Origin of the sequence: Geothrix sp. SG200, assembly GCF_022808935.1 — a bacterium.
GTDB classification, from domain to species: Bacteria; Acidobacteriota; Holophagae; order Holophagales; family Holophagaceae; genus Geothrix; species Geothrix alkalitolerans.
The window spans coordinates 576,007-601,668 of sequence record NZ_JAKZFR010000001.1; the positions used below are offsets into that span (position 1 = coordinate 576,007).

General features: G+C 69.1%; 20 protein-coding genes and 2 tRNA genes. 14 read left to right on the forward strand and 8 right to left on the reverse strand.

The window, feature by feature from the left end:
* The 3 genes from ML539_RS02535 (at position 1) to miaB (ending at position 4,257) form a co-directional block, all read left to right on the forward strand.
* Positions 1 to 627 (forward strand): hypothetical protein, encoded by a 627-nt coding sequence (locus ML539_RS02535; RefSeq protein WP_243320357.1) that lies wholly within the window; start codon positions 1 to 3, stop codon positions 625 to 627.
* Complete coding sequence (locus ML539_RS02540; RefSeq protein WP_243320358.1) at positions 627 to 2,678, forward strand: TonB-dependent receptor; 2,052 nt, start codon at positions 627 to 629, stop codon at positions 2,676 to 2,678. The genes ML539_RS02535 and ML539_RS02540 overlap by 1 nt, the downstream gene beginning before the upstream one ends.
* Before the next feature lie 274 nt (positions 2,679 to 2,952).
* Positions 2,953 to 4,257 (forward strand): tRNA (N6-isopentenyl adenosine(37)-C2)-methylthiotransferase MiaB, encoded by a 1,305-nt coding sequence (gene miaB, locus ML539_RS02545; protein ID WP_243320359.1) that lies wholly within the window; start codon positions 2,953 to 2,955, stop codon positions 4,255 to 4,257.
* 27 nt (positions 4,258 to 4,284) lie between these two features.
* Here the strand turns inward: miaB and ML539_RS02550 are convergent, their stop codons facing one another.
* Complete coding sequence (locus tag ML539_RS02550; RefSeq protein ID WP_243320360.1) at positions 4,285 to 5,163, reverse strand: aldose 1-epimerase family protein; 879 nt, start codon at positions 5,161 to 5,163, stop codon at positions 4,285 to 4,287.
* A 62-nt stretch (positions 5,164 to 5,225) separates the two neighbouring features.
* Between ML539_RS02550 and ML539_RS02555 the strand changes: the two genes are divergently transcribed.
* Positions 5,226 to 5,768, forward strand: coding sequence for a hypothetical protein (locus tag ML539_RS02555; protein ID WP_243320361.1), 543 nt, complete (start codon positions 5,226 to 5,228; stop codon positions 5,766 to 5,768).
* Positions 5,769 to 5,779: 11 nt separating this feature from the next.
* Here ML539_RS02555 and ML539_RS02560 read toward each other — a convergent pair.
* Positions 5,780 to 5,865 (reverse strand) — tRNA-Leu (locus tag ML539_RS02560).
* A gap of 47 nt (positions 5,866 to 5,912) precedes the next feature.
* Here ML539_RS02560 and ML539_RS02565 point away from each other — a divergent pair.
* From ML539_RS02565 to ML539_RS02575, 3 genes are all read left to right on the forward strand, one after another.
* The gene (locus tag ML539_RS02565; protein WP_243320362.1) at positions 5,913 to 6,245 is read left to right on the forward strand and encodes a cytochrome c; all 333 of its coding nucleotides are present in this window, start codon (positions 5,913 to 5,915) and stop codon (positions 6,243 to 6,245) included.
* 67 nt (positions 6,246 to 6,312) lie between these two features.
* On the forward strand, positions 6,313 to 6,687 hold the full coding sequence (locus ML539_RS02570; RefSeq protein ID WP_243320363.1) for a c-type cytochrome: 375 nt from the start codon (positions 6,313 to 6,315) through the stop codon (positions 6,685 to 6,687).
* Positions 6,688 to 6,696: 9 nt separating this feature from the next.
* Complete coding sequence (locus ML539_RS02575) at positions 6,697 to 8,988, forward strand: UvrD-helicase domain-containing protein (RefSeq protein ID WP_243320364.1); 2,292 nt, start codon at positions 6,697 to 6,699, stop codon at positions 8,986 to 8,988.
* Between the two features lie 6 nt (positions 8,989 to 8,994).
* Here ML539_RS02575 and ML539_RS02580 read toward each other — a convergent pair whose 3' ends face one another.
* Both ML539_RS02580 and ML539_RS02585 read right to left on the reverse strand, forming a co-directional pair.
* Positions 8,995 to 9,909 carry a TIGR01777 family oxidoreductase gene (locus ML539_RS02580; protein WP_243320365.1) on the reverse strand — a complete coding sequence of 305 codons (915 nt, stop codon included), beginning with the start codon at positions 9,907 to 9,909 and terminating at the stop codon, positions 8,995 to 8,997.
* A gap of 127 nt (positions 9,910 to 10,036) precedes the next feature.
* Positions 10,037 to 10,267, reverse strand: coding sequence for a cytochrome c3 family protein (locus tag ML539_RS02585; protein ID WP_243320366.1), 231 nt, complete (start codon positions 10,265 to 10,267; stop codon positions 10,037 to 10,039).
* A gap of 164 nt (positions 10,268 to 10,431) precedes the next feature.
* Here ML539_RS02585 and ML539_RS02590 point away from each other — a divergent pair, with 164 nt between their 5' ends.
* The gene (locus ML539_RS02590) at positions 10,432 to 12,075 is read left to right on the forward strand and encodes an FAD-dependent protein (protein ID WP_243320367.1); all 1,644 of its coding nucleotides are present in this window, start codon (positions 10,432 to 10,434) and stop codon (positions 12,073 to 12,075) included.
* A gap of 268 nt (positions 12,076 to 12,343) precedes the next feature.
* Here the strand turns inward: ML539_RS02590 and ML539_RS02595 are convergent, their stop codons facing one another.
* Positions 12,344 to 13,171: an energy transducer TonB gene (locus ML539_RS02595; protein WP_243320368.1), complete on the reverse strand. Its 828-nt coding sequence runs from the start codon at positions 13,169 to 13,171 to the stop codon at positions 12,344 to 12,346.
* 93 nt (positions 13,172 to 13,264) lie between these two features.
* Here ML539_RS02595 and pap point away from each other — a divergent pair, with 93 nt between their 5' ends.
* Positions 13,265 to 14,740 carry a polyphosphate:AMP phosphotransferase gene (pap, locus tag ML539_RS02600; RefSeq protein ID WP_243320369.1) on the forward strand — a complete coding sequence of 492 codons (1,476 nt, stop codon included), beginning with the start codon at positions 13,265 to 13,267 and terminating at the stop codon, positions 14,738 to 14,740.
* A 66-nt stretch (positions 14,741 to 14,806) separates the two neighbouring features.
* Here the strand turns inward: pap and ML539_RS02605 are convergent, their stop codons facing one another.
* Positions 14,807 to 15,634 (reverse strand): pyruvate, water dikinase regulatory protein, encoded by an 828-nt coding sequence (locus ML539_RS02605; protein WP_243320370.1) that lies wholly within the window; start codon positions 15,632 to 15,634, stop codon positions 14,807 to 14,809.
* Between the two features lie 23 nt (positions 15,635 to 15,657).
* Between ML539_RS02605 and ML539_RS02610 the strand changes: the two genes are divergently transcribed.
* From ML539_RS02610 to ML539_RS02630, 5 genes are all read left to right on the forward strand, one after another.
* Positions 15,658 to 16,800: an ATP-binding protein gene (locus tag ML539_RS02610; RefSeq protein WP_243320371.1), complete on the forward strand. Its 1,143-nt coding sequence runs from the start codon at positions 15,658 to 15,660 to the stop codon at positions 16,798 to 16,800.
* 10 nt (positions 16,801 to 16,810) lie between these two features.
* Entirely contained in the window at positions 16,811 to 18,520 is a 1,710-nt protein-coding gene (gene nadE, locus ML539_RS02615; RefSeq protein ID WP_243320372.1) for an NAD(+) synthase, read from the forward strand.
* A 34-nt stretch (positions 18,521 to 18,554) separates the two neighbouring features.
* Positions 18,555 to 18,641 (forward strand) — tRNA-Leu (locus ML539_RS02620).
* A 411-nt stretch (positions 18,642 to 19,052) separates the two neighbouring features.
* The gene (locus tag ML539_RS02625; protein ID WP_243320373.1) at positions 19,053 to 19,457 is read left to right on the forward strand and encodes a hemerythrin family protein; all 405 of its coding nucleotides are present in this window, start codon (positions 19,053 to 19,055) and stop codon (positions 19,455 to 19,457) included.
* Positions 19,458 to 19,642: 185 nt separating this feature from the next.
* A complete protein-coding gene (locus tag ML539_RS02630) occupies positions 19,643 to 22,729 on the forward strand; it encodes a TonB-dependent receptor (protein WP_243320374.1) in 3,087 nt (1,028 codons plus the stop codon).
* Between the two features lie 74 nt (positions 22,730 to 22,803).
* On the opposite strand, the gene ML539_RS02635 is transcribed toward ML539_RS02630, so the two are convergent.
* Positions 22,804 to 25,224, reverse strand: coding sequence for a Smr/MutS family protein (locus tag ML539_RS02635; protein ID WP_243320375.1), 2,421 nt, complete (start codon positions 25,222 to 25,224; stop codon positions 22,804 to 22,806).
* A gap of 102 nt (positions 25,225 to 25,326) precedes the next feature.
* Positions 25,327 to 25,533, reverse strand: coding sequence for a 30S ribosomal protein S21 (gene rpsU, locus ML539_RS02640; RefSeq protein WP_026852993.1), 207 nt, complete (start codon positions 25,531 to 25,533; stop codon positions 25,327 to 25,329).
* Positions 25,534 to 25,662 lie beyond the last annotated feature (129 nt).

A 25,662-nucleotide genomic window follows, 5' to 3' on the forward strand; every position in this document is an offset into this window, starting at 1 on the left:
ATGGATCCTGAAGAACTCTGGCGGGCGACCCTGCATGATTTCAACAATCTGCTGACGGGGCTCCAGAGTGTGGCGGATCTGGGTGATCCGGCCCTCCCCTTCGATCCCCAGAACCACGCGCGGCTGGAGACGCTCCTGGAGGATGGGAAGGTCCTCATCGCCATGGCCCGGGCCGTGGCCCTGGGGCGGCTTCCCTATACGGAGCCCATCCCCTGGAGGGATTGGGAAGCGGGGCTGGGGAAGCGACTCGAGGCCACGGGCGCCCTTTTCCACTGCCCGGTCGGTTTGGTGGACGCCGGGGCCGGTCAGGCATCCTGGCCAGCTCCCCTGCTCCAGGATTGGGTCGTGGCGTTCACGAGGCAGATCCTCCCCTGGGCCGCGCCCGGGCCCTTGCGCCTGGAAGCGGAAGCAGTGCCTGGGGCCTGGATCCTGCGCTGGTTCACGGACTCCCCGCTCCCGCCGTGCCTGGAGGCCGAGTGGCCTCGAGAGGCGCCACGCAGTCTGGCCGGGCTCTGGCTGCGCGGCATGGCTGATCACATGAACCTGGCGGTCGAGGCTGCGGACGGAATCCTTCGAGTCCGCATGCCGCAGCCCGATCCTTCGAATCCCGCACACAAGGAATCCTGATGTTGCAAGCCCTGCCTCCCGTTCCACCCGCGGCCGTGGTGGAGGTCACCGCCACGCGCTTTCCCGAGGATCCGGCCAAGGTGCCGGCTTCCATCACCGTGCTCACCGCCCAGGAGCTTGCCGATCGCGGCGCCACGGATCTGCGCGGGGCCATGGCCCTGCTGGCGGGCGTGTTCATCGCCCCCGGCGGCGACGGCGGCCCGGCCGGGAGCGTGCCGGAATTCTGGGGACTGAAGGAGTTCGACGCCTTCCTGCTCGTGGTGGACGGCGTGCCCTGGGGCGGTGCCTTCAATCCGGCCCTCGCCACCCTGAGCCTCGAGGGCGTCGAGCGCATCGAAGTCCAGCGCGGGGCCGCTCCGGTGATGTACGGCGCCACCTCCTTCGTGGGCGTCATCCACGTCATCCGCGGCCTGCCGCTGGACACGAAGGGTTCCGCCCGGCTGTCCGCGGGAAACCATGGAACCTTCGGGGGAGCCGTCAACCTGCGCCTTCCCGTTGGCCCAGCGGCGGACAGCACCCTCACGGTGGACCACGATACGCAGGGCTTCGAAGATCCGCGCACCGGCTTCAAGCGCAACCACCTTCTGTGGCGGAACCGCGTGCAGGCCCTGGATGGCGTGGTCCGGTTCGACCTGGAGGGCACGGCCGTGGACCAGCAGCCCGCGAGCCCCTTCCCCCGGGTGGGTCGCGCGCTGACGGATCAAGTGCCGCTGGATGCCAACCACAACCCCGGCGGGGCCTTCCTGAACGACCGGCGCGTCACCCTCACCTTGGGCTACGATCGGGCCCTGGATGCCGCCGTGCTCTGGTCCACCACGCTCTCGGCCTCCCGGGCGCGGCAGGATGCCTTCCGTGGCTTCCTCACGGACGTGGCCGCGACCGCTCCCAACGCGCATGGCTTCCGGGAGCGCATGGACCTCACGGACCTCTATCTCGACACGCACCTCGCGTGGACGGGCGGAGCCGGCCTCAAGATGGTGGCGGGCCTGGACCATCTGCATGGGCAGGGCCGCGGCCGCGGCGGGGACTTCGACTACGTGGTGAACCTCGACGGCTCCGGCGCGCCGGATGCCTCCGCCACGCCCAGCCAGGCGGACATCCGCATCGACGACCGGCGGGACTTCACGGGCCTCTACGCCTTCGCCCAGTGGCAGGCCGCGTCGCGCCTGACGCTGGAGGCGGGCCTGCGCCTCACCCGGGCCGAGGAGACGCGCCGGGCCGCCACGCTGGACTTCGCCAGCGGGGCCCTCGACACCGGCGTGGACGCCCGCACCACCACCCGGCTGGGCGGCAGCGCCGGGGCCACCTGGACCGCCTGGCAGGCCGGCGAGGATCGCGTGAACCTGTTCGGGGGACTGCGCAGCACCTTCAAGCCCGCGGCCATCGACTTCGGCCTGGACAGCTCCGCGCAGATCCTCAAACCCGAGACCGCCACCAGCTACGACCTGGGCGCCAAGGCCGACCTCCTGGGACGCCGCCTGGCCCTGGAAGTCAGCTTCTTCCTCATGGACTTCGAGAACCTGGTGGTGTCCCAGAGCGTGATCGATCCGGCCACCGGGACGGCGTCGCCGGTGCTCGCCAACGCCGGGACCGAGCGCTTCCAGGGCGTGGAGGTGTCAGCCTCCTGGCGCTTCGCCGGCGACCTCGCGGCCCGCCTGGCCTACAGCTACCACGACGCCCGGTTCCGGGACTACGCCAAGGATTTCGGCGACGGCACCCTCACGCAGCTGGCGGGGAAGCGGCTGGAGATGTCCCCCTACCACCTCGGCGGCCTGGGCATCTCCTACGCCCCGGCCCATGGCTTCACGGCTTCCGCGGAGATGGCCTACACCGGTGCCGCCTTCCTCAACCAGCGCAACACTGCGCCCACCGGCGGCTACGCCACCTGCGGCGCCAGCCTCGGCTGGCGCGAAAAGGCCTGGGAGCTCCGCCTGGACGGCCGCAACCTCACGGACCGCCGCAAACCTGTGGCCGAGAGCGAGCTGGGCGATAGCCAGTACTATCTGCTCCCCGGCCGCCAGCTCGCCCTGAGCGCCCGGTATCGGTTCTGAGGCCCTGAATAACGAGGACAGGATGAACAGGATTAGCCGGGATTGACAAGATTCAGGAGCCGTTGCTTGAATCCTGTTAATCCTGTCCGGGCATCTTTTCCCGTAAAATCGAAGGTTTGGACGGGCGCATGAAGTTCCACATCGAAACCTGGGGCTGCCAGAACGGGGCCCCCTCCGCGATCCGGCGAAGCCGGGGAGCGGGAGCATCGCGCAGTGCGCGATGCGTTCGGGGGGTGGTCCCCTTCATCCAGCAGCGCCAGGACCGAGGCCATTCATGAAGTTCCACATCGAAACCTGGGGCTGCCAGATGAACGACCACGACGGCGAGAAGCTGTCGGGGCTGCTGTCGGCGGAGGGGTTCGAGGCGGTGGACGCGGCGGAGGACGCGGAGCTGGTGCTGCTGAACACCTGCTCCATCCGCGAGAAGGCCGTCCACAAGGTCTACTCGGAGCTGGGCCGCCTGCGGGAGGAGAAGCAGCGGCGCCCCCTGCTGGTGGGCGTCACCGGCTGCCTGGCCCAGCAGGAGCAGGCGGCACTGTTCAAGCGCGCCCCCCACATCGACTTCGTGCTGGGCACCATGGCGCTGAAGCAGCTGCCGCGCCTGGTGGCCGAGGCCCGGGCCGGCAAGCCCCGCGTCATGGACACGGGCGAGTACCCGGACAACCACCTGTTTCCGCCCTCGGTGGCCCGGCGCCGCGACACGGCCAAGGCGCTGGTGACCATCACCGAGGGCTGCAACCACGCCTGCACCTACTGCATCGTGCCCACCACCCGCGGGTCCGAGCGCCACCGCCCCTTTGCGGACGTGGTGGCCGAGGTCCGGGGTCTGGTCGAGCGCGGCTACCGCGAGGTGGAGCTGCTGGGCCAGAACGTGAACAGCTACGCCGGCGGCTGCACCTTCGCCGAGTTGCTGGAGCGCGTCTCGGAGGTGGATGGCCTGGAGTGGATCCGCTTCACCACCAGCCACCCCATGAACTTCACCAAGGGTCTGGCGCGGGTGCTCGCCACCAATCCGAAGGTCGCCCCCTTCCTGCACCTGCCTCTGCAGAGCGGGAGCGACCGGGTGCTGCGCCGCATGCTGCGCGAGTACACCGTGGCCGAGTACCTCGAGCGCCTGGGCTACCTGGGCGAGGCCCGGTCGCGCATCTGCCTCAGCACGGACTTCATCGTGGGCTTCCCCGGGGAGACGGACGAGGACTTCGAGGACACCATGCGGGTGCTGGACCAGGTGGCCTTCGACGCCTCCTTCAGCTTCATCTACTCGCCCCGCCCCGGCACGCCCTCCCTGCGCCTCAAGGACGACCTGCCCATGGCCGTGAAGTCCGAGCGTCTGGCCCGCCTGCAGAAGCGCCAGACCGAGCTGACCCGGGCCAGCAACCAGCGCTTCGTGGGCCGCGAGATCCCCGTGCGTGTCGAGACCCACGGCCCCACCGAGCATGGCTGGTGGCTGGCCCGCAGCGGCGAGTGGAAGACCGTGCACCTGGCCGCCGGACCCGGCCGGGAGCTGCCCTTCGGCGAGCTGGTGCAGGCGAGAATCACCCTGGCCAGCCCGCACTTCCTGGGCGCGGAGCTGGTGTAGAAACTGCCAGCTGTCGGATATCAGCTGTCAGCTGTCAGCTGTCAGCGTGATCGTGAGGTTCCAGCGACGGGTGGCGCCGGGGGGCAGGGTGAAGGCACCGGGCTTGGCGTTGAAGTCGCCGTCCCAGTCCGCGGGATCGGCGTGGCCCTCCCAGGGCTCGAGGCAGAGGAAGGCGGGGCCGGGATCCGGCTTGGCCCAGATCCCGAGGTGGGGGAAGCCCTCCCAGCGCAGCTCCAGGCCGGGGCCGCCCTCCGCTTCGAAGCGGAGCCTGCGGCTGCGGGGTTCGAGGAAGATCAGCGCATCCTCCCGGAACAGCCCCTCGTCCAGCGGCAGCAGCCGATTCTGGATTGGGGTGGGGCGCGGCGCGGGATCCAGCAGGCCGTCGGTGTCCAGGCGGTGCAGGGCGCCGGGCTCGTCGGCCTCGAAAACCAGCCGGTGCGCGGCCTTCGCCGGGCCCGGCGCCAGGGGCCAGCGGAAGGCCGGGTGGAGGCCCAGGCTGGCGGGCAGGGGCACCTCGCCCGGATTGCGGAGGGCCAGGTCCATGCGCAGCGAGGTGGCGGTCAGCGTGTAGGCCACCCGCAGGAGGAAGGGGAACGGATAGGCGGCGCGGGTGGCTTCGTCATCCCGCAGTTCGGCGGTACAGGTGGTCGTGGTGCCTTCGATGAGGGTGAAGTCCCGGTCCCGGGCGAAGCCGTGGCGGGGAATGGGAAACGCCTTCCCCCCGTGCCGCAGGATGTCGCCCTTGACCCGTCCCACGATGGGGAAGAGCAGGGGGGCATGGCGCGGCCAGAGGGGGCCCGCCTCCCAGAGGAGGTCGTGCCCGCCCAGGCGCAGGGACTGGAGCTCGGCGCCCGTCGCGGCGATGAGGGCTTCGGCTTCGCCGGTGTGCAATCGGTGGATGTCCATGCACGAGATTATCGCCGTCGTGGTAGATTGCCCGCCTAGCCGCTTTCCTCCGGGAGCCCTCTATGCCTTTCACGGCGGACGTCATCGCGACGACCCTCCACGCGCCCCTGGCCAACGTGGAGAAGAACTGGCCCCTGGTGGTGGAGGCCCTGGCCGCCCTCAAGATCCAGGATGCCGCCACGGAGGTGGCCGCCATCGCCACCATCGGGGCGGAAAGCTACCTGTTCGCCCCGGAGCGTGAACAGGGCAACGAGGCCTATTTCCGCCGCATGTACGAGTTCAAGCGCGCCCTGGGCAACACGGAGCCCGGCGACGGCGCCAGGTTCTGCGGCCGCGGCTTCATCCCCGTGCTGGGCCGGGCCGAGTACGCCAGGTTCGGGAAACTGGTGGGCGTCGACCTGGTGGAAGACCCTGAACGGGCGCTGGATCCGGCCCTGGCGGCCCGGATCCTGGCCTACGACTTCATGCTCAAGGAGGTCCCCAAGGCCGCGGCGGAGGGCGACTGGGTGAAGGTCCACCGGCTGGTCCGCGGCGACCTCTCCGGCTGGAAGCGGTTCAACGGGATCCTCATCCCCCTGCTGAAGCTGATGGCCGAGCCGGGGTGAGCATCCAGTCTTGGTGCGCCCGACCAGACTCGAACTGGTACTCCGTTGCCGGAAGCGGATTTTAAGTCCGCGGCGTCTGCCATTCCGCCACGGGCGCAGGGTTCCAGCCTAACGGGGCCCGCGGGCCCGTGGTAGCGTCGAGCCATGGGGATCCGTTCCATTGCGCTGCCGCTCCTGGTGGCCCTGTCTGCCCCCTCGGCCGCCCAGGCGAGGGATCTCCGCGAGTTCTACCGGGAGCGGTGTCTGGTCTGTCACGGGGCGGATGGCACGGGACGCGGCCCCAACGGGGTCCGGCTGGGAGGCCGGAACCTCGCGGATGGCCGCTGGTTCGCCCGCCAGGAGGTCGCCGCGCTGGCGGCTTCCATTCTCAAGGGCCGGGGCGCGATGCCGGGATTCGGCCGCCAGCTCTCGGAGGGGGATGCCCGGCGCCTGGTGTCCGACGTGCTGCGCCCCCTGGCCGCGCACAAAAAACCCTGAGGGGCCCTTGCGGAGGCCCACTTCAGGCCCATGCTAGGCACGTGTTTCAACATTCATCGAGGTGGCCATGCGGGTCGGTGTGATGATCCTCGCCCTTCTGATTCCGATCGGTCTCGCGGCCCAGGCGCCCATGAAATCCGTGGACGAGCTGCGGGCCTTCTTCGCCGAGAACTGCGTCAAGTGCCACGGACCCGATGGTTCCGCCCACAGCGCCGAGGGGAAGAAGCTGGGTGGTTTCGATTTCACGGATGCGAAAAAGGCCGCGAAGGAAACGGACGCGGACATGATCAAGACCATCCGCAAAGGCATCTTCTTCGGCCTTGTCATGCCTTCCTTCAAGGCCAAGCTGACGGAAGACGACGCGGCCCTCCTGGTGAAGGAGGTCCTCAGGAAGGCCGAGAAGGGCAAAGCCATCGCGCCGAAGGCAGGGACGGGCCGATAGGATGAAGGGATGCCCGATGCGTCCCGCCACCCGTCCGACCACCCCCTGCTCCGCAACCTGAACGCGCCCCAGCGGGAGGCGGTCTGCCATGCCCACGGGCCCCTGCTCCTCCTGGCCGGCGCCGGGTCGGGCAAGACCACGGTGATTACGCGCCGCATCGCCTGGCTCATCGAGGAGGAGGGCGTCCACCCGGGCTCCATCCTAGCCATGACCTTCACCAACAAGGCGGCCGAGGAGATGCGGGAGCGCGTGCAGCGGCTGGTCTCCTTGCCCGCCGCGCAGATGTGGGTGAGCACCTTCCACAGCTTCTGCACCCGCATCCTCCGCCGCGAGGGCGAGCGCACGCCGGTGGGCCGCGACTTCGTGATCTTCGATCCGGCCGACCAGAAGAGCCTCATGAAGCAGGTGCTGGCGGAACTCAAGCTGCCCGAGAAGCAGTACCACCCCAAGCGGGTGCTGGAGCTGATCTCCGACTTCAAGAACCGCTGCCTGCTGCCCGAGGAGGCCCGGGAGGAGGCCCTGGATCCCTGGACCCGCCGGGTGCTCGACGCCTACGACCTCTACCAGAAGGGCCTGCGGAACCACCGGGCCTGCGACTTCGACGACCTGCTGCTCTACACCGAGCGGCTCTTCCGCGATCCCGTCATGCAGGCGGCCTACGGTGAGCGGTTCAAGTTCATCCTCGTGGACGAGTACCAGGACACCAACCGCGCCCAGTACCTGCTGGTGCAGCACCTGGCCAAGCGGCACCACAACCTGTGCGTGGTGGGCGATGAAGACCAGTCGATCTATGGGTGGAGAGGCGCGGACATCCGCAACATCCTCGACTTCCAGCAGGACTTCCCCGAGGCCGTGCGCATCGAGCTGCTGCAGAACTACCGCTCGACGAAGAAGATCCTGGACGCCGCCTCGGAAGTGATCTCCAACAACTCCCAGCGCGTGGAGGGCAAGGGCGCCCTGAAGACCGACCTGGGGGAGGGCGAGACCATCACCTTCAAGCTGGCGGACGAGGGGCGCCAGGAGGCGGAGTGGGTCGTGCAGCGCATCCAGGAGCTGCGCTTCCGCGATCCCGAGGCCAAGGTGGCCGTGCTCTACCGCGCCAACTGGCAATCCCGGCAGATGGAAGAGGCGCTGCGCGCCCAGAACCTGGCCTACCGGCTGGTGGGCGGCGTGAAGTTCTACGAGCGCCAGGAAGTGAAGGATCTCATCTCGTATCTTCGCCTCGTCTCGAACCCCTTCGACCTGGTGAGCTTTCGGCGCTGCGTGAACGCGCCGACGCGGGGCGTGGGCCCCACCACGCTGGGGAAGATCGAGGGCGCCATCCCCGAGGGCGGCACACCCCTGGAGGGGCTGGCCATGCTGCTGCGGTCGGGGGAGCTGAAAGGCCGCGCCCAGCGGGAGATGGGCAAGTTCCTGGACCTGTTCCGTAGGGCCGGGGCCGAGCGGGAGGCCCAGGGCCTCTCCGGCCTGGTGAAGTGGGTGCTCCAGGAGAGCGGCTACCTCCAGAGCCTGGAGGACGAGGCCACCCTGGAGGCCGAGGGCCGCATCCGCAACCTGGAGGAATTCCTCAGCGCCGCCGCCGAATCCGAATCGCTGGGCCTGCGCCTGTCCGAGTTCCTGGACCGCATCACCCTGGCCGCGGACGCCGACCAGGTGGAGGAATCCGCCCACCTCAGCCTCATGACCATCCACTGCGCCAAGGGCCTGGAGTTCCCGTACGTCTTCGTCATCGGCATGGAGGAGGACGTCTTCCCCAACCGCAATGCCCGGGAAACGCCGGAGGGACTCGAGGAGGAGCGCCGGCTCTTCTACGTGGCCATCACGCGGGCCCAGCGGCGCTTGACACTGAGCGCCGCCCGGCGGCGGCGGGTCATGGGCACCGAGATGCTCTCCATGCCCAGCCGCTTCCTGAGGGAGATTCCCGCGGAGACGCTGGCGACGCCCATCCGCTGGGGCACCGAGCTCTACCAGTCCGGCGAGGGTGTGCGGCCCGGCAGTTCCTTCAGCCGGGGCGCTGGCGGATCCTCCGTGGCGACGGAACTCCAGCGCATCCGCAGCTTCTTCGACCGCGTCAAGGAGGTCCCGCCATCGGAGCCGGATGGCGGCAGCTTCCCTGAACCTGCAGAAGCAAAAGATCCGAATGCGTTCGAGGCGGGCACCCGGGTGCGGAGTCCGCGCTTCGGCGAGGGCACCGTGCTGGCGGCCACCGGCCGTGGCGAAGGACTCACCTACACCGTGAGGTTCGACCAGGGCGGGGACAAGCGCATCATGGCCCGCTTCGGGGGATTGGTGAGAGCCTGAGCAGGATCACAGCAGATCCGCCAGCGCGCCGGCCGCTTCAGTGAACAGGAACTCGAAGCCCAGGGCCCTGGCCCGGGCCGGAACCACGAAGGCGCCCTGGAGCAGCAGAGCGTCGGCCATGTCGCCCAGCACCACTTTCATGGCGGCGGCGGTGAGGCGTCCGGGGACCGGAAGGAGGGGGCGGTGCAGCTGCCGCGCCAGGAGATCCGTGAAGGCCTCGTTGTCCAGGAACCCCGGCGCCGTGCCGTTGAAGGGACCTTCCCAGGCGTCGTTCCGCGCCGCCTCCAGGAACATGGCCACGAGGTCATCCCGGTGGATCCAGCTGAGGCCCTGCTTCCCCGACCCGAGCGCACAGCCGAGGTAGTACCGAACCGGCAGCGCCATCTTCGGAAGGGCGCCGCCCTCACGGGCCAGCACGACCCCGGTGCGGATGCGAACCACGCGCACCCCGATCGCTGAGGCGGCCATGGCCTCCGCTTCCCAATCCCGGCAGGTCTCGGCGAGGAATCCGGCCCCCGGCGCGGCGCCCTCGTCCACGGGAGTCCTGTCACGGGCCCCGTAGTAGCCGATGGCCGAGGCGTTCACCAGGGCCCTGGGTGGTTTCTGGCAGTCCCGCATGGCTTCCACGAGGCGACGGGTCGTCTGGGTCCGGCTCTGCCGGATGGCGGCCTTGCGGGCCACCGTCCAGCGCTGGTCGGCGATGCCTTCGCCCGCCAGGTTGATCACGGCGTCCGCGCCGTCCAGCAGGGCCGGAAGGTCCTCCCATCCGTGGGCATGGGCGCCAGCGGGCAGACCTGCGGCCGCGCGACGGGTCAGCACATGCACCTGGGTCCCCAGGTCCAGAAGGTCGCGGACGAGTGGCCGGCCCACCAACCCTGTCCCGCCGGCGACCACCACCCGATTCAGGACCTTCGGTTCCACAGCGCCTCCCGGGGAAACACCGACTCGATTGTCCATGGAAAGGCCATCGGATGAGCGGTACACCCCAGCCGATTCATAAAAAAGCGGCGCGGATGATTTCCGCGCCGCTTTCAGAGATCGGGGAAGACTACTTCTTGGTGGTGGTGAACTTGCCGTCCGCCCAGCCGTGGCAATCCTTGCACTGGGCTTCCTTGTATTTCGCGACCATCTTGGCGGCGGCGGCATTGAACTTCTTGTCCTTGGGGGTGCCCTCGTGGCAGGTGGTGCACTTGGCGCCCTTCACGGTGGTGGGCTTGGCCATGGCGGGCACGGTGCACAGGAAGGCGGCAGCGGCGAGAAGGAGGATGGAACGGCGCATGGAATCTCCTGGGGGGTGGGCCGCAGTGCGCGGCGTAAGGGGATGTCCCCATTCTGCATCGAGTGTCACGGGTTTGTATCCAAGAGATTCTGTCTCGATTCGCAGGGCTGACCGCTACGCTGGTACCTGGCTTTGGGCCTCGGTGGCCCCCCTGCCGAGGTCTCATGCGCTACCTTTTTTCCAACCTGCCGCTCAACCTGGGAGAAGAGGCGCTCGACTTGGCCGTTCCCCTGGCCCATGCCCTGGGGGGGAAGCCGGAGGAGTACCAGGCCGTCGCCCTCGAGCGCCGCAGTCTTGACGCCCGTCACAAGGGCGCCATCCGCTTCCTGACGACCCTCAGCTTCGAAACGGACCGGAAGCTGGACCTGGGCCCCATGCCCGGCGGCTTGAAGCTGGAGGCGGCGCCGCCTGCCACGCCCTACGCGGTGGCCCCGCCGCCGCGCCGGCCCCGGGTCGTGGTGGTGGGCAGCGGTCCTGCCGGTACCTTCTGCGCCCTGCGCCTGCTGGACTACGGCATCGAGCCCGTCGTGCTCGAGCGCGGCCCCGCCATGGGCGAGCGGGTGCAGGCCATCGCGGGCCTGTGGAAGGATGCGGTGCTGGACCCCGAGGCCAATGCGCAGTTCGGCGAAGGCGGGGCGGGCACCTTCAGCGACGGCAAGCTCACCACGCGCATCGGCCACCCGGCCACCCGCTATGTGCTGGAGGCCTTCGTGCGCTTCGGGGCGAACCCCCGGATCCTCTACCTGGCCAAGCCCCACGTGGGCACGGACGTCATCCGCCGATGCACGGTGCTCATCCGGAAGGAGGCCGAGGCCCGCGGGGCGCGGTACCGCTTCAGAGCCCGCCTGGCGGACATTCGCTTCGACGGGGAGGGCCGGGTCTGCGCCGCGGTGCTGGCTGACGGCGAGGAGATCCCCTGCGAAGCCCTGGTGCTGGCGCCGGGCCACAGCGCCCGTGACACCTTCGAGATGCTGCACGGCCACGGCGTGGCCATGCGCCAGAAGCCCTTCGCCATGGGCGTGCGGGTGGAGCATCCCCAGGACCTCATCGACCGCTCCCAGTACGGCCCCAGCGCCGGGCATCCCTCGCTGCCCGCCGCGGACTACAAGCTGGTCTGCAACTTCGGCCTGAACCGCGCCGCCTACAGCTTCTGCATGTGCCCCGGCGGCGAGGTCATCCAGTGCTCGAGCGAGGCAGGCGGGGTCGTGGTGAACGGCATGAGCAACGAGAAGCGCGACTCGGGGTTCGCCAACTCGGGGCTGGTGGCCAAGGTGAACACGGCGGATTTCGGCAGCGACCATCTCCTCGGCGGCATGTACTTCCAGCGGAAATGGGAACAGGCCGCGTTCCGCGCCGCGGGCGAGACCTACGGCGCTCCGGCCATGTCGGTGCAGGATTTCCTCAAGGGCCGCGCCACGGGCCGCCTGCCCCGCACCAGCTTCAAGCCCTTCGCGGTGGCCGCCGATCTGCGCACCTGCCTACCGGACTTCGTGCGGGACCAGCTGGCGGGCGCCCTGCCCACCTTCGACAGGAAGATCCACGGCTTCGCCAGCAGCCAGGCCATCCTGCTGGCCATTGAGAGCCGGACCAGCAGCCCCATCCAGCTCCTGCGGGGAGAGGATGGCCAGTCCGCCTCCCACCCGGGCCTCTATCCCTGCGGCGAGGGCGCCGGCTTCGCCGGAGGCATCACCTCCGCCGCCGTGGACGGCATCCGCGTCGCCGAGTGGATCGCCCAGTCCGCGGGCGCTCCCGTGTTCCAGCCCTTCGAGAAGCAGGTTCGGGCCGGGGATCTGGCGAACGAGTACTAGGGCCTGTTTTCAAAGTGGGACGCCGCCGCGACGCTGCCCAGCCGCGCTCATGGCAAGGCGGCGGCCGAAGGGCGATGCGGGACATCGTTCGAGGCCGGCAACGCAGCCAGGGGTGCGGCTGGGCAGCGTCCCGGAGGGCAAGGGGCGGCGCCCGGCGCGATGCTGCGTCAAGCTCCTCGACGATGGGTCCACCATCGCCTTCGTCGCTTTCCTTGCCTCGCTTGGGCGGCGCCCCTTGCGCGGCCACGCCCCACTTTGAAAACAGGCCCTAGGGGCGCTTCGTCTGTGCGGGATCGACGGCGGGCTCCTGGAGCCTGAAAGGGATGGGCAGCCTGAACCAGGCCCACCGGGCCGCGCCGTCCTGGACCACCGGAGCGAACCGCCACTGGAGCGCGTACTGCAAGGCCGTGGCGCGCAGTTCCTGGGGCCCGTTTTCGACGACGGCCCGTACCGGGCGCCCCTCGGGGTCCACGGTGACGATCACCAGGACGGTGCCCTGGAGGCCCTTGGCCTTGGCCAGGGGCGGATAGGTCGGGGCGAGGGGCTGGTGTCGGATCTGGTCCTTGCTGAAGGCCACCTCCACGGGCTTCGGCAGGGGCGAGGGCGGAATCGGGATGGCCAGGGGCGAGGGCGTGCCGATGAGGGTCCGGGCCGCCTGGGCCTTGCCGAGGAGCGACAGGGCGATCAGGGAGGCGATCCGCGAGGCCTCCGCCGGGAGCTCCTGGCCGGCAGCGTGGGCGGAGAGGCTGGCACCCGTCCAGCGGTACTCCTCGTCCCGGGGCATTCCCTCCAGGTCCGTGAGCCGCTCCAGGGCGCCGCTGATGGCGAGGAGGTGCGCCCCTTCGGGCAGGGGCGTGACCTCCATCGCGAGGTCGAGCTTGTAGGCGCCCTGACCGGCGGCCTCCGAGGGGGTGAGGACGCCAAGGCCGCCCTCCTTCAGGCGGGCCGCGAGGTCCGCCTCCAGCTTCGGCAGATCCAGGCCCGGGGCCATGCCCTGGAGCGACAGCCGGACCGCCCGCACCGGGCCCTTGGGGGCGACCGGGGCCGGCGCGGCCAGGAGGCACGCGGGAAGCAGGAGAGCGGCGGATCGGATCATGGGGGCTCCAGATCCCCATGATCCCAGGAAGCGGCCTAGAATCACCCATCGCGGCGTCGGCCCGACGCGCGGACCATCCGCCCCGGAGGAACCATGTTCGAATCCGCGGAGCTCGGCCACAGAATCGAGAAGGAGGTGTGGGAGCGCGAGGTTCCCCTCCTGCGGGAGGCGCTGCTGGACGCCCAGTACGATCTGTCCTCGGCGAAGTTCCCCGTCATCATCCTCGTGGCGGGCGTGGACGGGGCCGGCAAGAGCGAGACCGTGAACACCCTCAACGAGTGGATGGACCCGCGGCACATCCAGACCCACGGCCTCGCGGAGCCCTCGGACGAGGAACGCGAGCGGCCCCACATGTACCGCTACTGGCGCCTGCTTCCGCCCAAGGGCAAGATCGGCATCTTCGACGGCTCCTGGTACACCTGGCCCATCCTGGAGCGGGCCTACGGGCGGATCAAGACCTCGGACCTGGACCAGGACATGACCCGGGTGGCGCGCTTCGAGCAGATGCTCATCCACGAAGGCGCGCTGGTGCTGAAGTTCTGGATGCACCTGGGGAAGGACGTGCAGAAGAAGCGCCTGAAAGGGCTGGAGAAGGATCCCAAGACCCGCTGGCGGGTCACGCCAGGGGACTGGAAGCGCTTCGAGATGTACGACACCTTCCGGGAGGTGTCCGAACGGGCGCTGCGGTCCACCAGCACGGGGGATGCCCCCTGGATCGTGGTGGAGGCCACCGATCCCCGCTACCAGCGGCTCACGGTGGGGAAGATCCTGCTGGAGCGGCTGCGGGCCCGACTCGACCAGCCGGCGCCCGTCATCCCGGTCCTGCCGAGCCACCCGGCCCGCAAGCCCATCGATGACGTCAACATCCTTCGGGCCCTGGACCTGACCCGGCGGATGGACAAGAAGGACTACGAGGACGAGCTCCTCACGTTGCAGGGGAAGCTGAACCTCCTCACCCGCCATCGGAACTTCCGGAAACACGCCGTGGTGCTGGCCTTCGAGGGCGTGGACGCGGCGGGGAAGGGGGGCGGCATCCGCCGCGTCACCCAGGCCCTGGACGCCCGGCTGTACCAGATCCACCCCATCGCGGCACCCACGGAGGAGGAGCGGGCCCAGCCCTACCTCTGGCGGTTCTGGCGCCACCTGCCGCGCCGCGGCCGGGTGGCCATCTTCGACCGCAGCTGGTACGGCCGGGTGCTGGTGGAGCGGGTGGAGGGGTTCTGCTCCGAGACGGACTGGCAGCGGGCCTACAGCGAGATCAACGAGTTCGAGGACCAGATCGTCCGCAGCCGGAGCATCCTCCTCAAGTTCTGGCTCTCCATCAGCCAGGAGGAGCAGCTCCGCCGCTTCCAGGAGCGCGAGACGACCCCCTTCAAGCGCTTCAAGATCACGGATGAGGATTGGCGCAACCGCGAGAAGTGGCCGGCCTACGAAACGGCCATCTGCGACATGCTCGACCGCACCAGCACCGAGATCGCCCCCTGGACCCTGGTGGAGAGCGAGGACAAGTACTACGGCCGGATCAAGATCCTCCGGACCATCGTGAAGCGGCTGGAGGATGAGCTTTAGGGGGCTGTCAGCTGTCAGTCAAAGAACCTGACAGCCGCCTTGACTGATAGCTGAGAGCTGAGAACCCTAAACCGCCCGCTCCTTGCCGAACACCCGGTCCAGCACCAGGCCGGCGGTCTCCTCGATGCTGCGGCCGGTGACGTCGAGGACGGGCCAGCGGCGGTGCTGCTTGAAGACCTCGTCGGCGTAGACCAGCTCCTCCAGGATGCGGCCCAGGTCGCTGTAGGTGTCCGCGGTGCCGGTGGCGCCCAGGCGCTTGAGGCGGTAGGCGCGGATCTCCTGGAGGCGGTCCGGCTGGATGGTGAGCCCCACGATGCGGCCTTGGGGGATGGAATCGAGCTCGGGGGGCGGCGGCACGCCGGGCACCAGCGGCACGTTGAGCACTTTGTAGCCTTCCATGGCGAGGTACATGGAGAGCGGCGTCTTGCTGGTGCGGCTGATGCCCACCAGCACGATGTCGGCGTCCGGCAGGCCGGCCATGTCGATGCCGTCGTCGAACTTCAGCGCGAACTCGATGGCCTCGATGCGGCGGAAATACTTGTCGCCCACCGCGTGGAAGCTGCCCGGGCGCTCCTCCGGGCGCTCCCGGAGGTAGAGGGCCAGGGTGTCCAGCAGGTTGCCGAAGAGGTCCACCTGGGTGAGCCGCAGCTCCGCACAGCGGTCCGCGAGGTAGAACCTCATCTCCCGAGACACCGTGGTGTGGATGATCACCGCCCGCTTGTCCGCGGCCAGCTGGAGCACCCGGTCCATGTCCTCCTTGGATCGCACGTTCTGGAATCTCCGGACCAGCGCAGAGCCCTCCCCCTTGGCGAATTGGGTCAGCGCCGCCTGCACCATCCGCATGGCGGTCTCGCCGGAACCTCCGGACACCACGTAGATGGGCTGCCTGTCCATGGGAATGAGCATACCCTGGGGCGATGGAACCGCTGTCCCGTACCATCGTGTGGCTGGCGCTCGCCCTCCCAGCGGGAGTGGCCCTCGGCGGCCTGGCCCTCGTCCTCGTGCGCCTGGCGCGGCTGCACCGCCGGGCGAAGGCGGATCCCGAAGCCCTCCTGCTCTCGGCGGTGTCCGGCAGCCTGCGGGAGCGAGGCGAGCTGGCGAACTCCCTCGGGGAACTCCGGACCGTCCACGAGCGGCTGCTGGACGCGCTCCCCATGGGCGTGCTCTGGGTGGATCAGCGCCAGCGGCTGGCGGCGCTGAACCAGAGGGGCTGCGACCTTCTGGGGGTGAGGCCCGGCGTGGTGGGCCTGGAGGCGGCGTTCGTGCTGGAGCCCTTCCCCTGGCTTCGGGAAGCCCTGGGGCGGGATCCCGGCCCCCCCTGGCGGTGCGCCGCCGGCGGGTGCCGCTGGCGGCTCCAGCGCATCGAGGCTCCGGATCGCATCGGCGCGCTCGTGCAGTTCGAGGATGTCACCGAGGCCGAGGCGGAGGCGCATCGCCGCCAGCTGCGGGAACGGTTCGCGGACCTGGGCGAGATGACCGCGGGCGTGGCCCATCAGCTGAAGAACGGGCTGGCGGTCCTCAAGGGTCGGGGCCAGATGCTGAAGCGGAGCGGCCACGGCGAGGCCGCGGAGGCCCTGCTGGAGGAGACCGAGGATCTGGAGCGGCTCGTCCAGCGGTTCCTCCAGTGGGCGAAGCCGCTGGATCCGGCCGCGGAACCGCTTCGCCTCGAGGAAACGGCCGCCCAGGCGGTGGTGGAATTGAAGCGCCGACCGGTGAGCCAGGGCCGCGTCCTGGCGGTGGAGGGGGAAGGGGAGGCCACGGGCGACCCGCTGCTGCTCCATCAGGCCCTGGTGAACCTGCTGGAGAACGCCTGTCAGGCCACGCCCCTGGGCGGGCGGATCCTGGTGAGGGTGGCCCAGGGGCGGATCGACATCCTGGACGACGGTCCCGGGCTGTCCGAGGACACGGCCATCCGCATGCTCCGGCCCTTCGAGAGCGGCCGGCCGGACGGGACGGGGCTGGGGCTCCCCCTGGCGCTGAAGTGGCTGAACGCCCAGGGGGCGGACCTGCGTCTGGCGCGGCGCGAGGGCGGCGGCACCTGCGCGGAGATCCGCTGGTAACTTGTTAGCCATGCGCATCGCCCTGCTCCAGCTCAACGCCCGCCTGGGAGATCCCGAAGGCAACGGCCGGGTCCTGGAGGCCGCCTACGCGGAGGCCGTGGCCGCGGGGGCGGAGCTGGTCCTGGCGCCGGAGCTCGCCATCCCCGGATACCTGGCCGAAGACCGCCTCTGGGAGCAGGGGCTGCGCCACCGGATTGAGCGGGAGTCCCATCGGCTGGCCGCCCTCTCCGGCGCCGTGCCGCTGCTCTTCGGCACGGCGCGGCCCGCGCCCTCGGGCCGCCTCTGGAACGAGCTCTGGTGGTGCGAGGGCGGCACCCTGCGCCACTGCGCGCACAAGCGCGTGCTGCCCAGCTACGACATCTTCGACGAGCATCGCTACTTCGAGCCGGACCTCTCGCCCCAGCCGCTGGTGGCCTTCGGCGGCCACCGCATCGGCCTGTCCATCTGCGAGGACCTCTGGGCGGATCCGCAGCTGGGCAATGCGCCGGTGGACTACGGCCTCGATCCCATCGCGGACCTGGTCGCCGCGGGCGCCACGCTGATCCTCAACGCCAGCGCGAGCCCCAGCGCCCTCGGGAGCTGGCTGCCGCCGGGGCGGACGGTCCCCTGGGCCATCCCTTCGAAGGACGCCCAGCGCCAGCGCCTGCTGCCGGGGCTCGCCAGGAAGCACACGGTTCCCATCGCCTACGCCAGCCGGGTGGGCGCCGAGAGCTGGCTGCTCTTCGATGGCGGATCGGGTCTCGCCCTTCCCGATGGGCGCTGGCAGGGCTGCGAGCCGTTCCACCAGGGCCTCTTCATGGTGGACACGGGGTGGTCCGGCGCGGCCTGGCGGCCCGTCGAGGAGGGAGCGTGGCTGCGGACAGCCCTGGTGCTGGGCATCCGCGAGAACTTGGCCAAGCAGGGGCTCGAGGCGGTGGTGATGGGGATGTCCGGCGGCATCGACAGCGCCGTGGCCGCGGCGCTTGCGGTGGAGGCCCTGGGTCCGGGCCGCGTGCTGGGCGTGGCCCTGCCCACGCGCTTCAGCAGCGGGGAGAGCTCAGCCCTGGCGGAGCAGCAGGCCCGGCAGCTCGGCCTGGGCTTCCTGCACATCAACGTGGACGCGCCGTTCGCGGGGTTCACCGCCGCGCTGGAGCAGGCGCTCCCGGGCCGCGCCTTCAGCCTCACGGACGAGAACCTGCAGAGCCGGTGCCGCGGCAGCCTGCTCATGGCGCTGACGTCGGAGCCCGAGGTCCACCGCCGCCTCGGCACCGGCCGGGTGGCCGTGCTGAACACGGGCAACAAGAGCGAAGCGGCCACCGGATACTTCACCCTCTACGGCGACGGCATCGGGGCCTTCGCGCCGCTGGGCGACTGCCTCAAGGCCCGGGTGTACGCAGTGGCGCGGGAACTCGGCGAGGCCGTGCCCCGCGGCGTGGTGGAGCGCCCCCCCACGGCAGAATTGCGTCCGGACCAGACGGACGAGGCCAGCCTGCTGCCCTACGCCCAGTTGGATGCCATCCTGGGCGCGGCGTTGGAGGCCCAGCGACCCGAGGAGGGCCTCTCCGATGACCTGGCCCTGCTGCTGGAAGGCTCCGCCCTGGCCCAGGCCAGAGCCTCTCTGCCCCGCATCCTGGGGCTCCTGCGCCGGATGGAATTCAAGCGGCGCCAGCTCCCCTTCGCGTTCAAGGTGAGCCCCAAGGCCTTTGGAGCGGGCCGGAGGATTCCCCTCACAGCATTGTGAGAAGCCGCGTCGCCGCGCTATCCTGGCCCTTCGTGCCGGTGTGGCGAAATGGCAGACGCGACGGACTCAAAATCCGTTTCCCCCTAAAGGAGTGTCGGTTCGAGTCCGACCACCGGTACCATCCGAGGGCCCCGACGGGGCCCTTCTCGTATCCGGTGGTCGGGCTCGAAATCGCGGATGGCGGCCAGGCTGACTCGGGGCCGACGCCCCTCGCACTTCGTGCCGCCAGCGGCTTCGCCGATGCGGTCCTATTCGCCTTTGGCGAATGGTGGCGCCGCCGGGAGCGCCGTGGCCAGCCAGCCGCGCGGCGGGAACCGGAGTCCGACCACCGGTACCATCCGAGGGCCCCGGCGGGGCCCTTTCCCAATTGCTGGCAGGGAATAGGTGGGAAATCACAATCTTCTTGATCTGGATGTCGTTGAAGACTACATTCACCTGGAAGTCCTCTGTGGAAAGATCCGTGTGGTGCATGCCCGCTCGCGTCGGCCTCTGTTCGGATCCCCAATCTGTCGCTGCGAAAAGGATCTGGCCCATGGATGTTGTTTGGAACACCCGCTACAACACGGGCATCCAGATCATCGACGAGCAGCACCAGGAACTCTTCTCCACCGTGGATCGACTCAGAAGTTCCGTCCAGTCCGGGGCTGACCGGACGGAGGTGGAGTCGCTCCTGGCCACGCTGGTCAGCCACTCCGAGCGCCACTTCGCCACGGAGGAATCCTTCATGGCGCGGTATGCCTACCCGGACCTGACCCAGCACGTGGCCGAGCATGCATCCATGCTCACGAGCCTCCACGAGCTGCTCAGCAAGTTCCAGGAGAGCCCACACGCCCTGGCCCTGATGGTGCCGACCTTCATGGAGGGCTGGCTGAAGCACCACATCAGTGACGGGGATTTCGGGTTCGTGACTTTCCTGAAATCGCGGAATCTGGCCTGAGCGGTTCGGCATGACGGCCCGGTGAAGGTCGTTGGGAATTGCCGGAAACTTTTCGGGTAAAAAAGGCACTTGAGTCGCTCGAACAGAATCGGAGATCCTTGGTCTTCCCCTTTTGCGGACGACCGGAATAAACCGGGACCCGTATTTCTATTTGACGGCCAATTCCCCTGGCCCCAGGAGCGATCATGAACCGACGTTGGGCAACCTTCACGCTGACGGCCCTGGCCTGCGCCACGGTCGCCTCGGCCCAGACCTCCTCCACGGCCGGCGCGGTGCGCGGCGTGGTCCGGAACAAGGCGGGTCAGGTGGTTCCTGGTGCGAGCCTTTCCCTGCGGAACCTGGAGACGGGCCTGGTCCGCACGGCCACGACCTCTGCCCAGGGCGAGTACCAGATCGGGCTGCTGCCGGTGGGCAACTACGAACTCACGGTGGTCGCCGCCGGCATGCGGACCTTGAAGGACACTCGGGTCCAGGTGTCCCTGGGCCAGAACACCGTCGCCAACTTCAACCTGGATCTGGCCGAGGCCTCCGCCATGGTGGAGATCGTGGCCTCCTCCCAGACCCTGGACACCACTCAGGTGAACAGCGTCACCGCCGTGGACAGCAAGCTGGTGGAATCGCTTCCCCTGGCGGGCGGCCGCGACTTCACGGCCCTGGTGCAGCTCACGCCCGGCTCCGTCTACGACCCCGACAACAACCGCGTGTCCATGGAGGGCGCCCGCGGCATCCAGAACAACCTCACCATCGACGGCGCCTCATACCAGTCGAACTTCTTCGGCGAGCAGCGCGGCTCCACCCGCATCCCCTTCGCCTTCGGCGCCGACACCATCAAGGAACTCCAGATCATCACCAACGCCTTCGACGCCCAGTACGGCAACGCGGCGGGCGCGGTGATCAACGCCGTCTCCAAGACCGGCACCAACGAGATCAGCGGGTCTGCCCTCTACCAGGTCCGCCCCAAGTCCCTGGTCGCGAAGATCCGGCCCGTGCCCTACGATCCGCGCGGGACCACCAACACGGACAAGGCCCTGACGAAGAACTTCACCCAGACTCAGTTCAACGTGAACGTGGGCGGTCCCATCATCAAGGACAAGCTGTTCTTCTTCGTGGGCGTCGAGACCTACAAGTACAAAGAGGACATGACGCCGGACTTCGCCATCGGCACCTCCACCTCCACGAACCTCGCGGCCTTCAACACCTTCATCGGCACCTTCGGCAGCCTGGTGATGGGGAATGACGGACGGACCCTGGCCCAGGAGGGCGGCCGCAGCTACACGAACGACCGCACCAACACCGTCTACTTCGGGCGCCTGGACTGGACCATCAACGAGAACCACCGGGCCACCCTGCGCGTGAACGCCCAGGACTGGAAGTCCGAGAACGGCACGACCTCCTTCACCAGCACCTTCGCCCCCACCACGGGTCAGACGCAGCAGGGCCTGGAGAAGAACAGCGGCCTTTCCTGGGTGGCCGAGCTGAACAGCATCTTCGGTTCGAACCTGGTGAACGAGGCCCGCATCCAGCGCGCCATCGAGCGCCGCCCCCGCTACGCCAACACCACGGCCGCCCCCGAGTTCCAGGTGAACAGCGGCTTCACGGCGGGCCAGAACAACTTCCTTCCCAACGGACTGGACGAGTACAGCTGGCAGGTCATCGACAACCTCACCTGGAGCCAGGGCGACTGGACGGTGAAGGGCGGCGTGGACCTCCAGTTCTTCGACTTCAAGAACACCTTCTTCCGCTACCAGAACGGCTCCTTCCAGTTCGGGAACTACGCCACGGCCAGCCGCTGGGCCGCGGGCACCGTGGGCACCGGCGACACGCTGGTCTACCAGGGCGCCTACAGCAACTACGGCGGGGCCATCTCCTACAAGTCCAAGCTCTTCGCCGGGTATGTCCAGGGCCAGTATCAGGGCCTCCTGGACCGTCGCCTGCTCCTCAGCCTCGGCCTCCGCGCCACCCGCGAGGACCAGCCGGACAACCCGCGCCCGAACCCGCAGTTCGCCGGGTTGGACCAGGCCAACGACACCACCTCGTACGATCCCCGGTTCGGCTTCACCTACGACGTGAAGGGCGACGGCAAGACCCTCATCCGCGGCGGCTACGGCTGGTTCTCGAGCCCGAACGCCAGCCTCACCGTGTCCAACACGATGAACAGCAATGGGAACACCACCTCCACCTATCGGATCTCCAACGGCACGTCCACCAATGCCCTGTTCAACTCCGGGCCCCTCTCCTACGCCAACCGCGTGTCCGGAACCACCCTCACCCGGCTCGACCCCACGCTGCTCTCCACGGTGGGCAACACCAACTCGAAGCAGGGTCAGGTCTGGGATCCCCGGAACGACCTGGCGGTGGCCAAGCGCGCCGCCCTGGGCGTGGAGCATGCCTACGACAGCGGCTACACCGTGGGCATCCAGGGCGTCTATGCGAAGTTCGAGAACCTCCAGTACTTCGTCAACATCAACCTGAACCAGACCGGGGCGCCCGCCGGCTCGTACTACAACGATGGCTACGCCCTCACCACCAACCAGTTCGGCGGCACCCGCCCCGGCAGGGCCGTGGTGGCGGGCCGGGTCCTGGATTTCACCGGCTTCGGGGACGTGTTCCTCAGCCGGAATGATGGGGAAGGCAAGTACCAGGCCCTGATCCTCACCCTGTCCAAGCGGGCCGAATCCGGGTGGGGCTTCACCTCCAACGTGACCTGGTCCAAGGCCCGGGACAACAACTCCAACGAGCGCACCACCGCCAGCGCCAGCTCGGATTCCAACGTCAACAACCCGGCGGATCCCCTGGCCACCTACGCCTACAGCGACAACGACCGTCGCTGGCGCGTGGTCTTCGCCGGCTATTTCCCCGTCTACTGGGGCATCCAGGGCGCCGTGAACTACAGCTACACCTCCGGGCGACCTCACAGCTCCTTCAACACCGGGCGCACCATCGCGGGCGTCTCCTACTCCGGCGACTTGAACGGCGACGGCGCGACGAACGACTACAGCCCCAGCACCGAGCGCAACCAGTTCCGCCAGCCCTCGGCCCGCAGCCTGGACCTGCGCCTGAGCCGGGACTTCAAAATCGCCCGGCGTTTCGAGGTGCAGACCTTCATCGACATCTTCAACCTCCCGAACTGGGCCAACCAGCGCACCACGCTGACCACAGGGACCCAGGGCAACAGCACCGTCGGCTTCGTCCCCGTGAGTGATTTCGGCTACATCAACCTGCCCGATCGCAGCACCCGCGAGGTCCAGCTCGGCGTCCGGGCCAAGTTCTGATCCGATCGCTTTGATCCGGTTGCGTCACGAAGGAGGCCCCGCACCCGCGGGGCCTTCTTTGTGACGCAGGATCCTCATTTCAGGGTGATGACCGTGGCGCCGGCGCCGCCCTGGTTCTGGGGGGCGTCTTCCACGCGCGCGATGCCCGGATGGCCGCGCAGGGCCTCGCGGACCGCCGCCTTCAGCCTGCCGGTGCCGTGGCCGTGGACGATGCGCACGAAGCGTCGGCCGGCGGCCAGGGCCTCCTCCACGAAGCGGTAGACCTCGCTGTCCACGTCGTCGCTGGCCCGGCCGATGAGGTTGATCTCGGATTCGATGTCCTGGACCTCGGTCCGCACCCGCACCTTGCCCGCGGGCTTCGGCGCGGCCTCCCGGGCGCCGATGGGCTCCAGCTCGCCCAGGCGGCACTCCAGGCGGCGGCCCTGGGGCGTCTCCAGCGTGGCCCGATCCCCCTTGATGGAGATGACCTTGCCTTCGACGCCCAGCCCCCGGTGGCGGGCATAGCCGCCTTCCCGGACCTCCAGGGGTGTCGCAGGCTTGGCCTTCACGCCGCGGGGCGTCAGCTCGGCTTCCGCCAGGCGCGTGAGCTGCTTCACCCGCTCGTGGGCCTCGGTGCCCAGGCGGTCCGCGTTCACCTGGGCCGTCTTCTGGCGATCCTTCAGCTCCTTCACGAGCCGCTTGCCCTCGTGGTCGAGGAAGTCCAGCACCCGGTCCACCTTCTCCTTCGATTCCTTCTGGAAGGTCTCGCGCTCGACGCGCAGCCTCTCCTCCCGCTGGCGGAGGATCTCCCGGTCCTTCTCGGCCGCGGCCACCTGCTGGCGCAGGGTCTCGGCCTCCTCCAGCAGGCGCGTGCGCTCGGCCTCCAGCTCCCGCAGGAAATCCCGCCAGTCCTGCTCCCGCTTTCCCAGCACCTTGTCGGCGTGGTCCAGCACGGTCCTGGGCAGGCCCAGCTTGGCGGCGATGGTGAGGGCGCGGCTCTGGCCCGGCTGGCCCACCAGCAGGCGGTAGGTGGGGGCCAGTCGGTCCTCGTCGAACTGCACAGAGGCGTTCTGGAAGCGGGTGTGGCGCAGGGCCCACTGGCTGATCTCGCCGAGATGGGTCGAGCAGAGGATCCAGCAGCGGCGGCGCGACAGCGTCTGGAGCATGGCGATGCCCAGGGCGGCGCCCTCCTTGGGATCCGTGCCCGTGCCCAGCTCGTCCAGCAGCACCAGGCCGCCGTCATGAACGTTTTCCAGGATCTTTTTCAGATGCAAGACATGGCTGCTGAAGGTCGAGAGGCTTCCCGTGATGGTCTGGTGGTCGCCGATGTCCGCGTGGAGGCTGGGCAGGGCGGGGAAGCTGGAGCCTTCCTTCGCCGGCACGGCGCAGCCGCAGGCGGCCAGCACCGAGAGCAGGCCCACGGTCTTCAGGACGACTGTCTTGCCGCCGGTGTTGGAGCCCGAGATGACGAGGCCGGGCTTCTCTGCCTCCAGCACCAGGTTCAGGGGCACCACCGCGTGGGGCAGCGACTCCAGGCCCATGGCCTCGCGCACGGCGGGCAGCAGCATGGGATGGCGGGCCTCCAGCAGGCAGAGGCGGCCTTGCTTGGGGTCGGTCTCCACGTCCGGCAGGCGGCCGTCGCAGAGAGCGGCCCAGCGCAGCAGGGCGAGCCCCTGGTCCGCCTGGGCCTGGAGGTCGCGCCAGCGGGCGAAGTCCTCCCGCCGGCCCCGCAGCTCCGCCAGCAGGTCGCGCAGGAAGGCCTGCACGGCCTGGGCGTAGTCGCGGTCGGCCTCCACGAAGGCGTTGTTGAGGGGCACGGCCTCCATGGGCTCGATGAAGACCGTGGCGCCGCTGCCGCTGCGGTCCAGCACCAGGCCGGGCACGAGGCCGCGCCGCTCCTGGCGCACGGGCAGGCAGAAGCGCCCGTTGCGCTCCACGATGGTGGCCTCGTTGAAGGCGTCCGGCGTGGCCCGCAGCAGCTTCTGGAGCTTGGCCTGCACGGCCTGGAACGCGTCCTGGCGCCCGCGGTGGAGGCTGGCCAGGGCGGGGATGCGCAGAGGGTCCAGGCGACCGTCGGCGTCGAAGCTCTTCGCCAGGCGCTCGGCAATGGGGCCGGGATCGGGCAGCAGGGCCGCCGTCACCTGAAGGCGGTCGATGCCCAGGTGGGTGCCCGCGGGTGCGGGACGGGACTCGGGCCAGGGCAGGGCGGCGAGGCTCTGCAGCAGGCGGGCCATGGCCCGGAGGCCCTCCCGCAGCTGCCGCCAGTGCTCCGGCTGCAGCCAGCCCGCCGGGTTGAGCAGCTCGTCCAGGGCCTCGTCCATGGGGAACACGGGGAGCAGGTCCGGCGACTGCATCCAGAGCTCCTGAAGCTCCATCTGGTGGAGCCGCCGCAGACCCGCCAGCCCGTCCCAGGGCTGCATGGCGCCCAGTGCCGTCCGGCCCGGCGCCGTGCGGGCGCCGGTCTGGATCAGGCGCACGGCATCGGGGAATTCGAGGGCGTGGAGTTCAGGGTTCATGGGGCGCAGTCTTCAATCCTCAGGTTTCAGTCTTCAGTAAAACAAAAGGCCCGCGTCCGCGGGCCTTTTGTTATCGCAGCGCGACTGCGCTGCGCCGTGTGATCAACCGATCATCCGGCGCTCCTGCGCGAGGCGCTTCAGGGTCTTCTTGCGGGCGGCGAGCATCTTGCGCTTGCGCTTGGTGCTGGGCTTCTCGTAGTGCTGGCGCTTCTTCAGCTCGCTGAGGATGCCGGACTTCTCGCACTTCCGCTTGAAGCGGCGAAGGGCGAACTCGAAGGTTTCGTCTTCTTTGACCTTGACCAAAGGCATGTGGATGCACCTCCTTTCCCGTGGATTTGGCCGCCATCTGCCAGGCAGGGACGGACCGAACGAAAAGTCTACTACACCAAAGGGCTTATGGCGAGGAGGAATCCCTCCCGCTACCCTGGATCCTCACTG

Bases quoted from the DNA above. Each gene is read 5' to 3' on its own strand.
- ML539_RS02535 (WP_243320357.1), top strand. From the start codon at position 1: ATGGATCCTGAAGAACTCTGGCGGGCGACCCTGCATGATTTCAACAAT.
- ML539_RS02540 (WP_243320358.1), top strand. From the start codon at position 627: ATGTTGCAAGCCCTGCCTCCCGTTCCACCCGCGGCCGTGGTGGAGGTC.
- miaB (WP_243320359.1), top strand. From the start codon at position 2,953: ATGAAGTTCCACATCGAAACCTGGGGCTGCCAGATGAACGACCACGAC.
- ML539_RS02550 (WP_243320360.1), bottom strand. From the start codon at position 5,163: ATGGACATCCACCGATTGCACACCGGCGAAGCCGAAGCCCTCATCGCC.
- ML539_RS02555 (WP_243320361.1), top strand. From the start codon at position 5,226: ATGCCTTTCACGGCGGACGTCATCGCGACGACCCTCCACGCGCCCCTG.
- ML539_RS02565 (WP_243320362.1), top strand. From the start codon at position 5,913: ATGGGGATCCGTTCCATTGCGCTGCCGCTCCTGGTGGCCCTGTCTGCC.
- ML539_RS02570 (WP_243320363.1), top strand. From the start codon at position 6,313: ATGCGGGTCGGTGTGATGATCCTCGCCCTTCTGATTCCGATCGGTCTC.
- ML539_RS02575 (WP_243320364.1), top strand. From the start codon at position 6,697: ATGCCCGATGCGTCCCGCCACCCGTCCGACCACCCCCTGCTCCGCAAC.
- ML539_RS02585 (WP_243320366.1), bottom strand. From the start codon at position 10,267: ATGCGCCGTTCCATCCTCCTTCTCGCCGCTGCCGCCTTCCTGTGCACC.
- ML539_RS02590 (WP_243320367.1), top strand. From the start codon at position 10,432: ATGCGCTACCTTTTTTCCAACCTGCCGCTCAACCTGGGAGAAGAGGCG.
- ML539_RS02595 (WP_243320368.1), bottom strand. From the start codon at position 13,171: ATGATCCGATCCGCCGCTCTCCTGCTTCCCGCGTGCCTCCTGGCCGCG.
- pap (WP_243320369.1), top strand. From the start codon at position 13,265: ATGTTCGAATCCGCGGAGCTCGGCCACAGAATCGAGAAGGAGGTGTGG.
- ML539_RS02605 (WP_243320370.1), bottom strand. From the start codon at position 15,634: ATGGACAGGCAGCCCATCTACGTGGTGTCCGGAGGTTCCGGCGAGACC.
- ML539_RS02610 (WP_243320371.1), top strand. From the start codon at position 15,658: ATGGAACCGCTGTCCCGTACCATCGTGTGGCTGGCGCTCGCCCTCCCA.
- nadE (WP_243320372.1), top strand. From the start codon at position 16,811: ATGCGCATCGCCCTGCTCCAGCTCAACGCCCGCCTGGGAGATCCCGAA.
- ML539_RS02625 (WP_243320373.1), top strand. From the start codon at position 19,053: ATGGATGTTGTTTGGAACACCCGCTACAACACGGGCATCCAGATCATC.
- ML539_RS02630 (WP_243320374.1), top strand. From the start codon at position 19,643: ATGAACCGACGTTGGGCAACCTTCACGCTGACGGCCCTGGCCTGCGCC.
- ML539_RS02635 (WP_243320375.1), bottom strand. From the start codon at position 25,224: ATGAACCCTGAACTCCACGCCCTCGAATTCCCCGATGCCGTGCGCCTG.
- rpsU (WP_026852993.1), bottom strand. From the start codon at position 25,533: ATGCCTTTGGTCAAGGTCAAAGAAGACGAAACCTTCGAGTTCGCCCTT.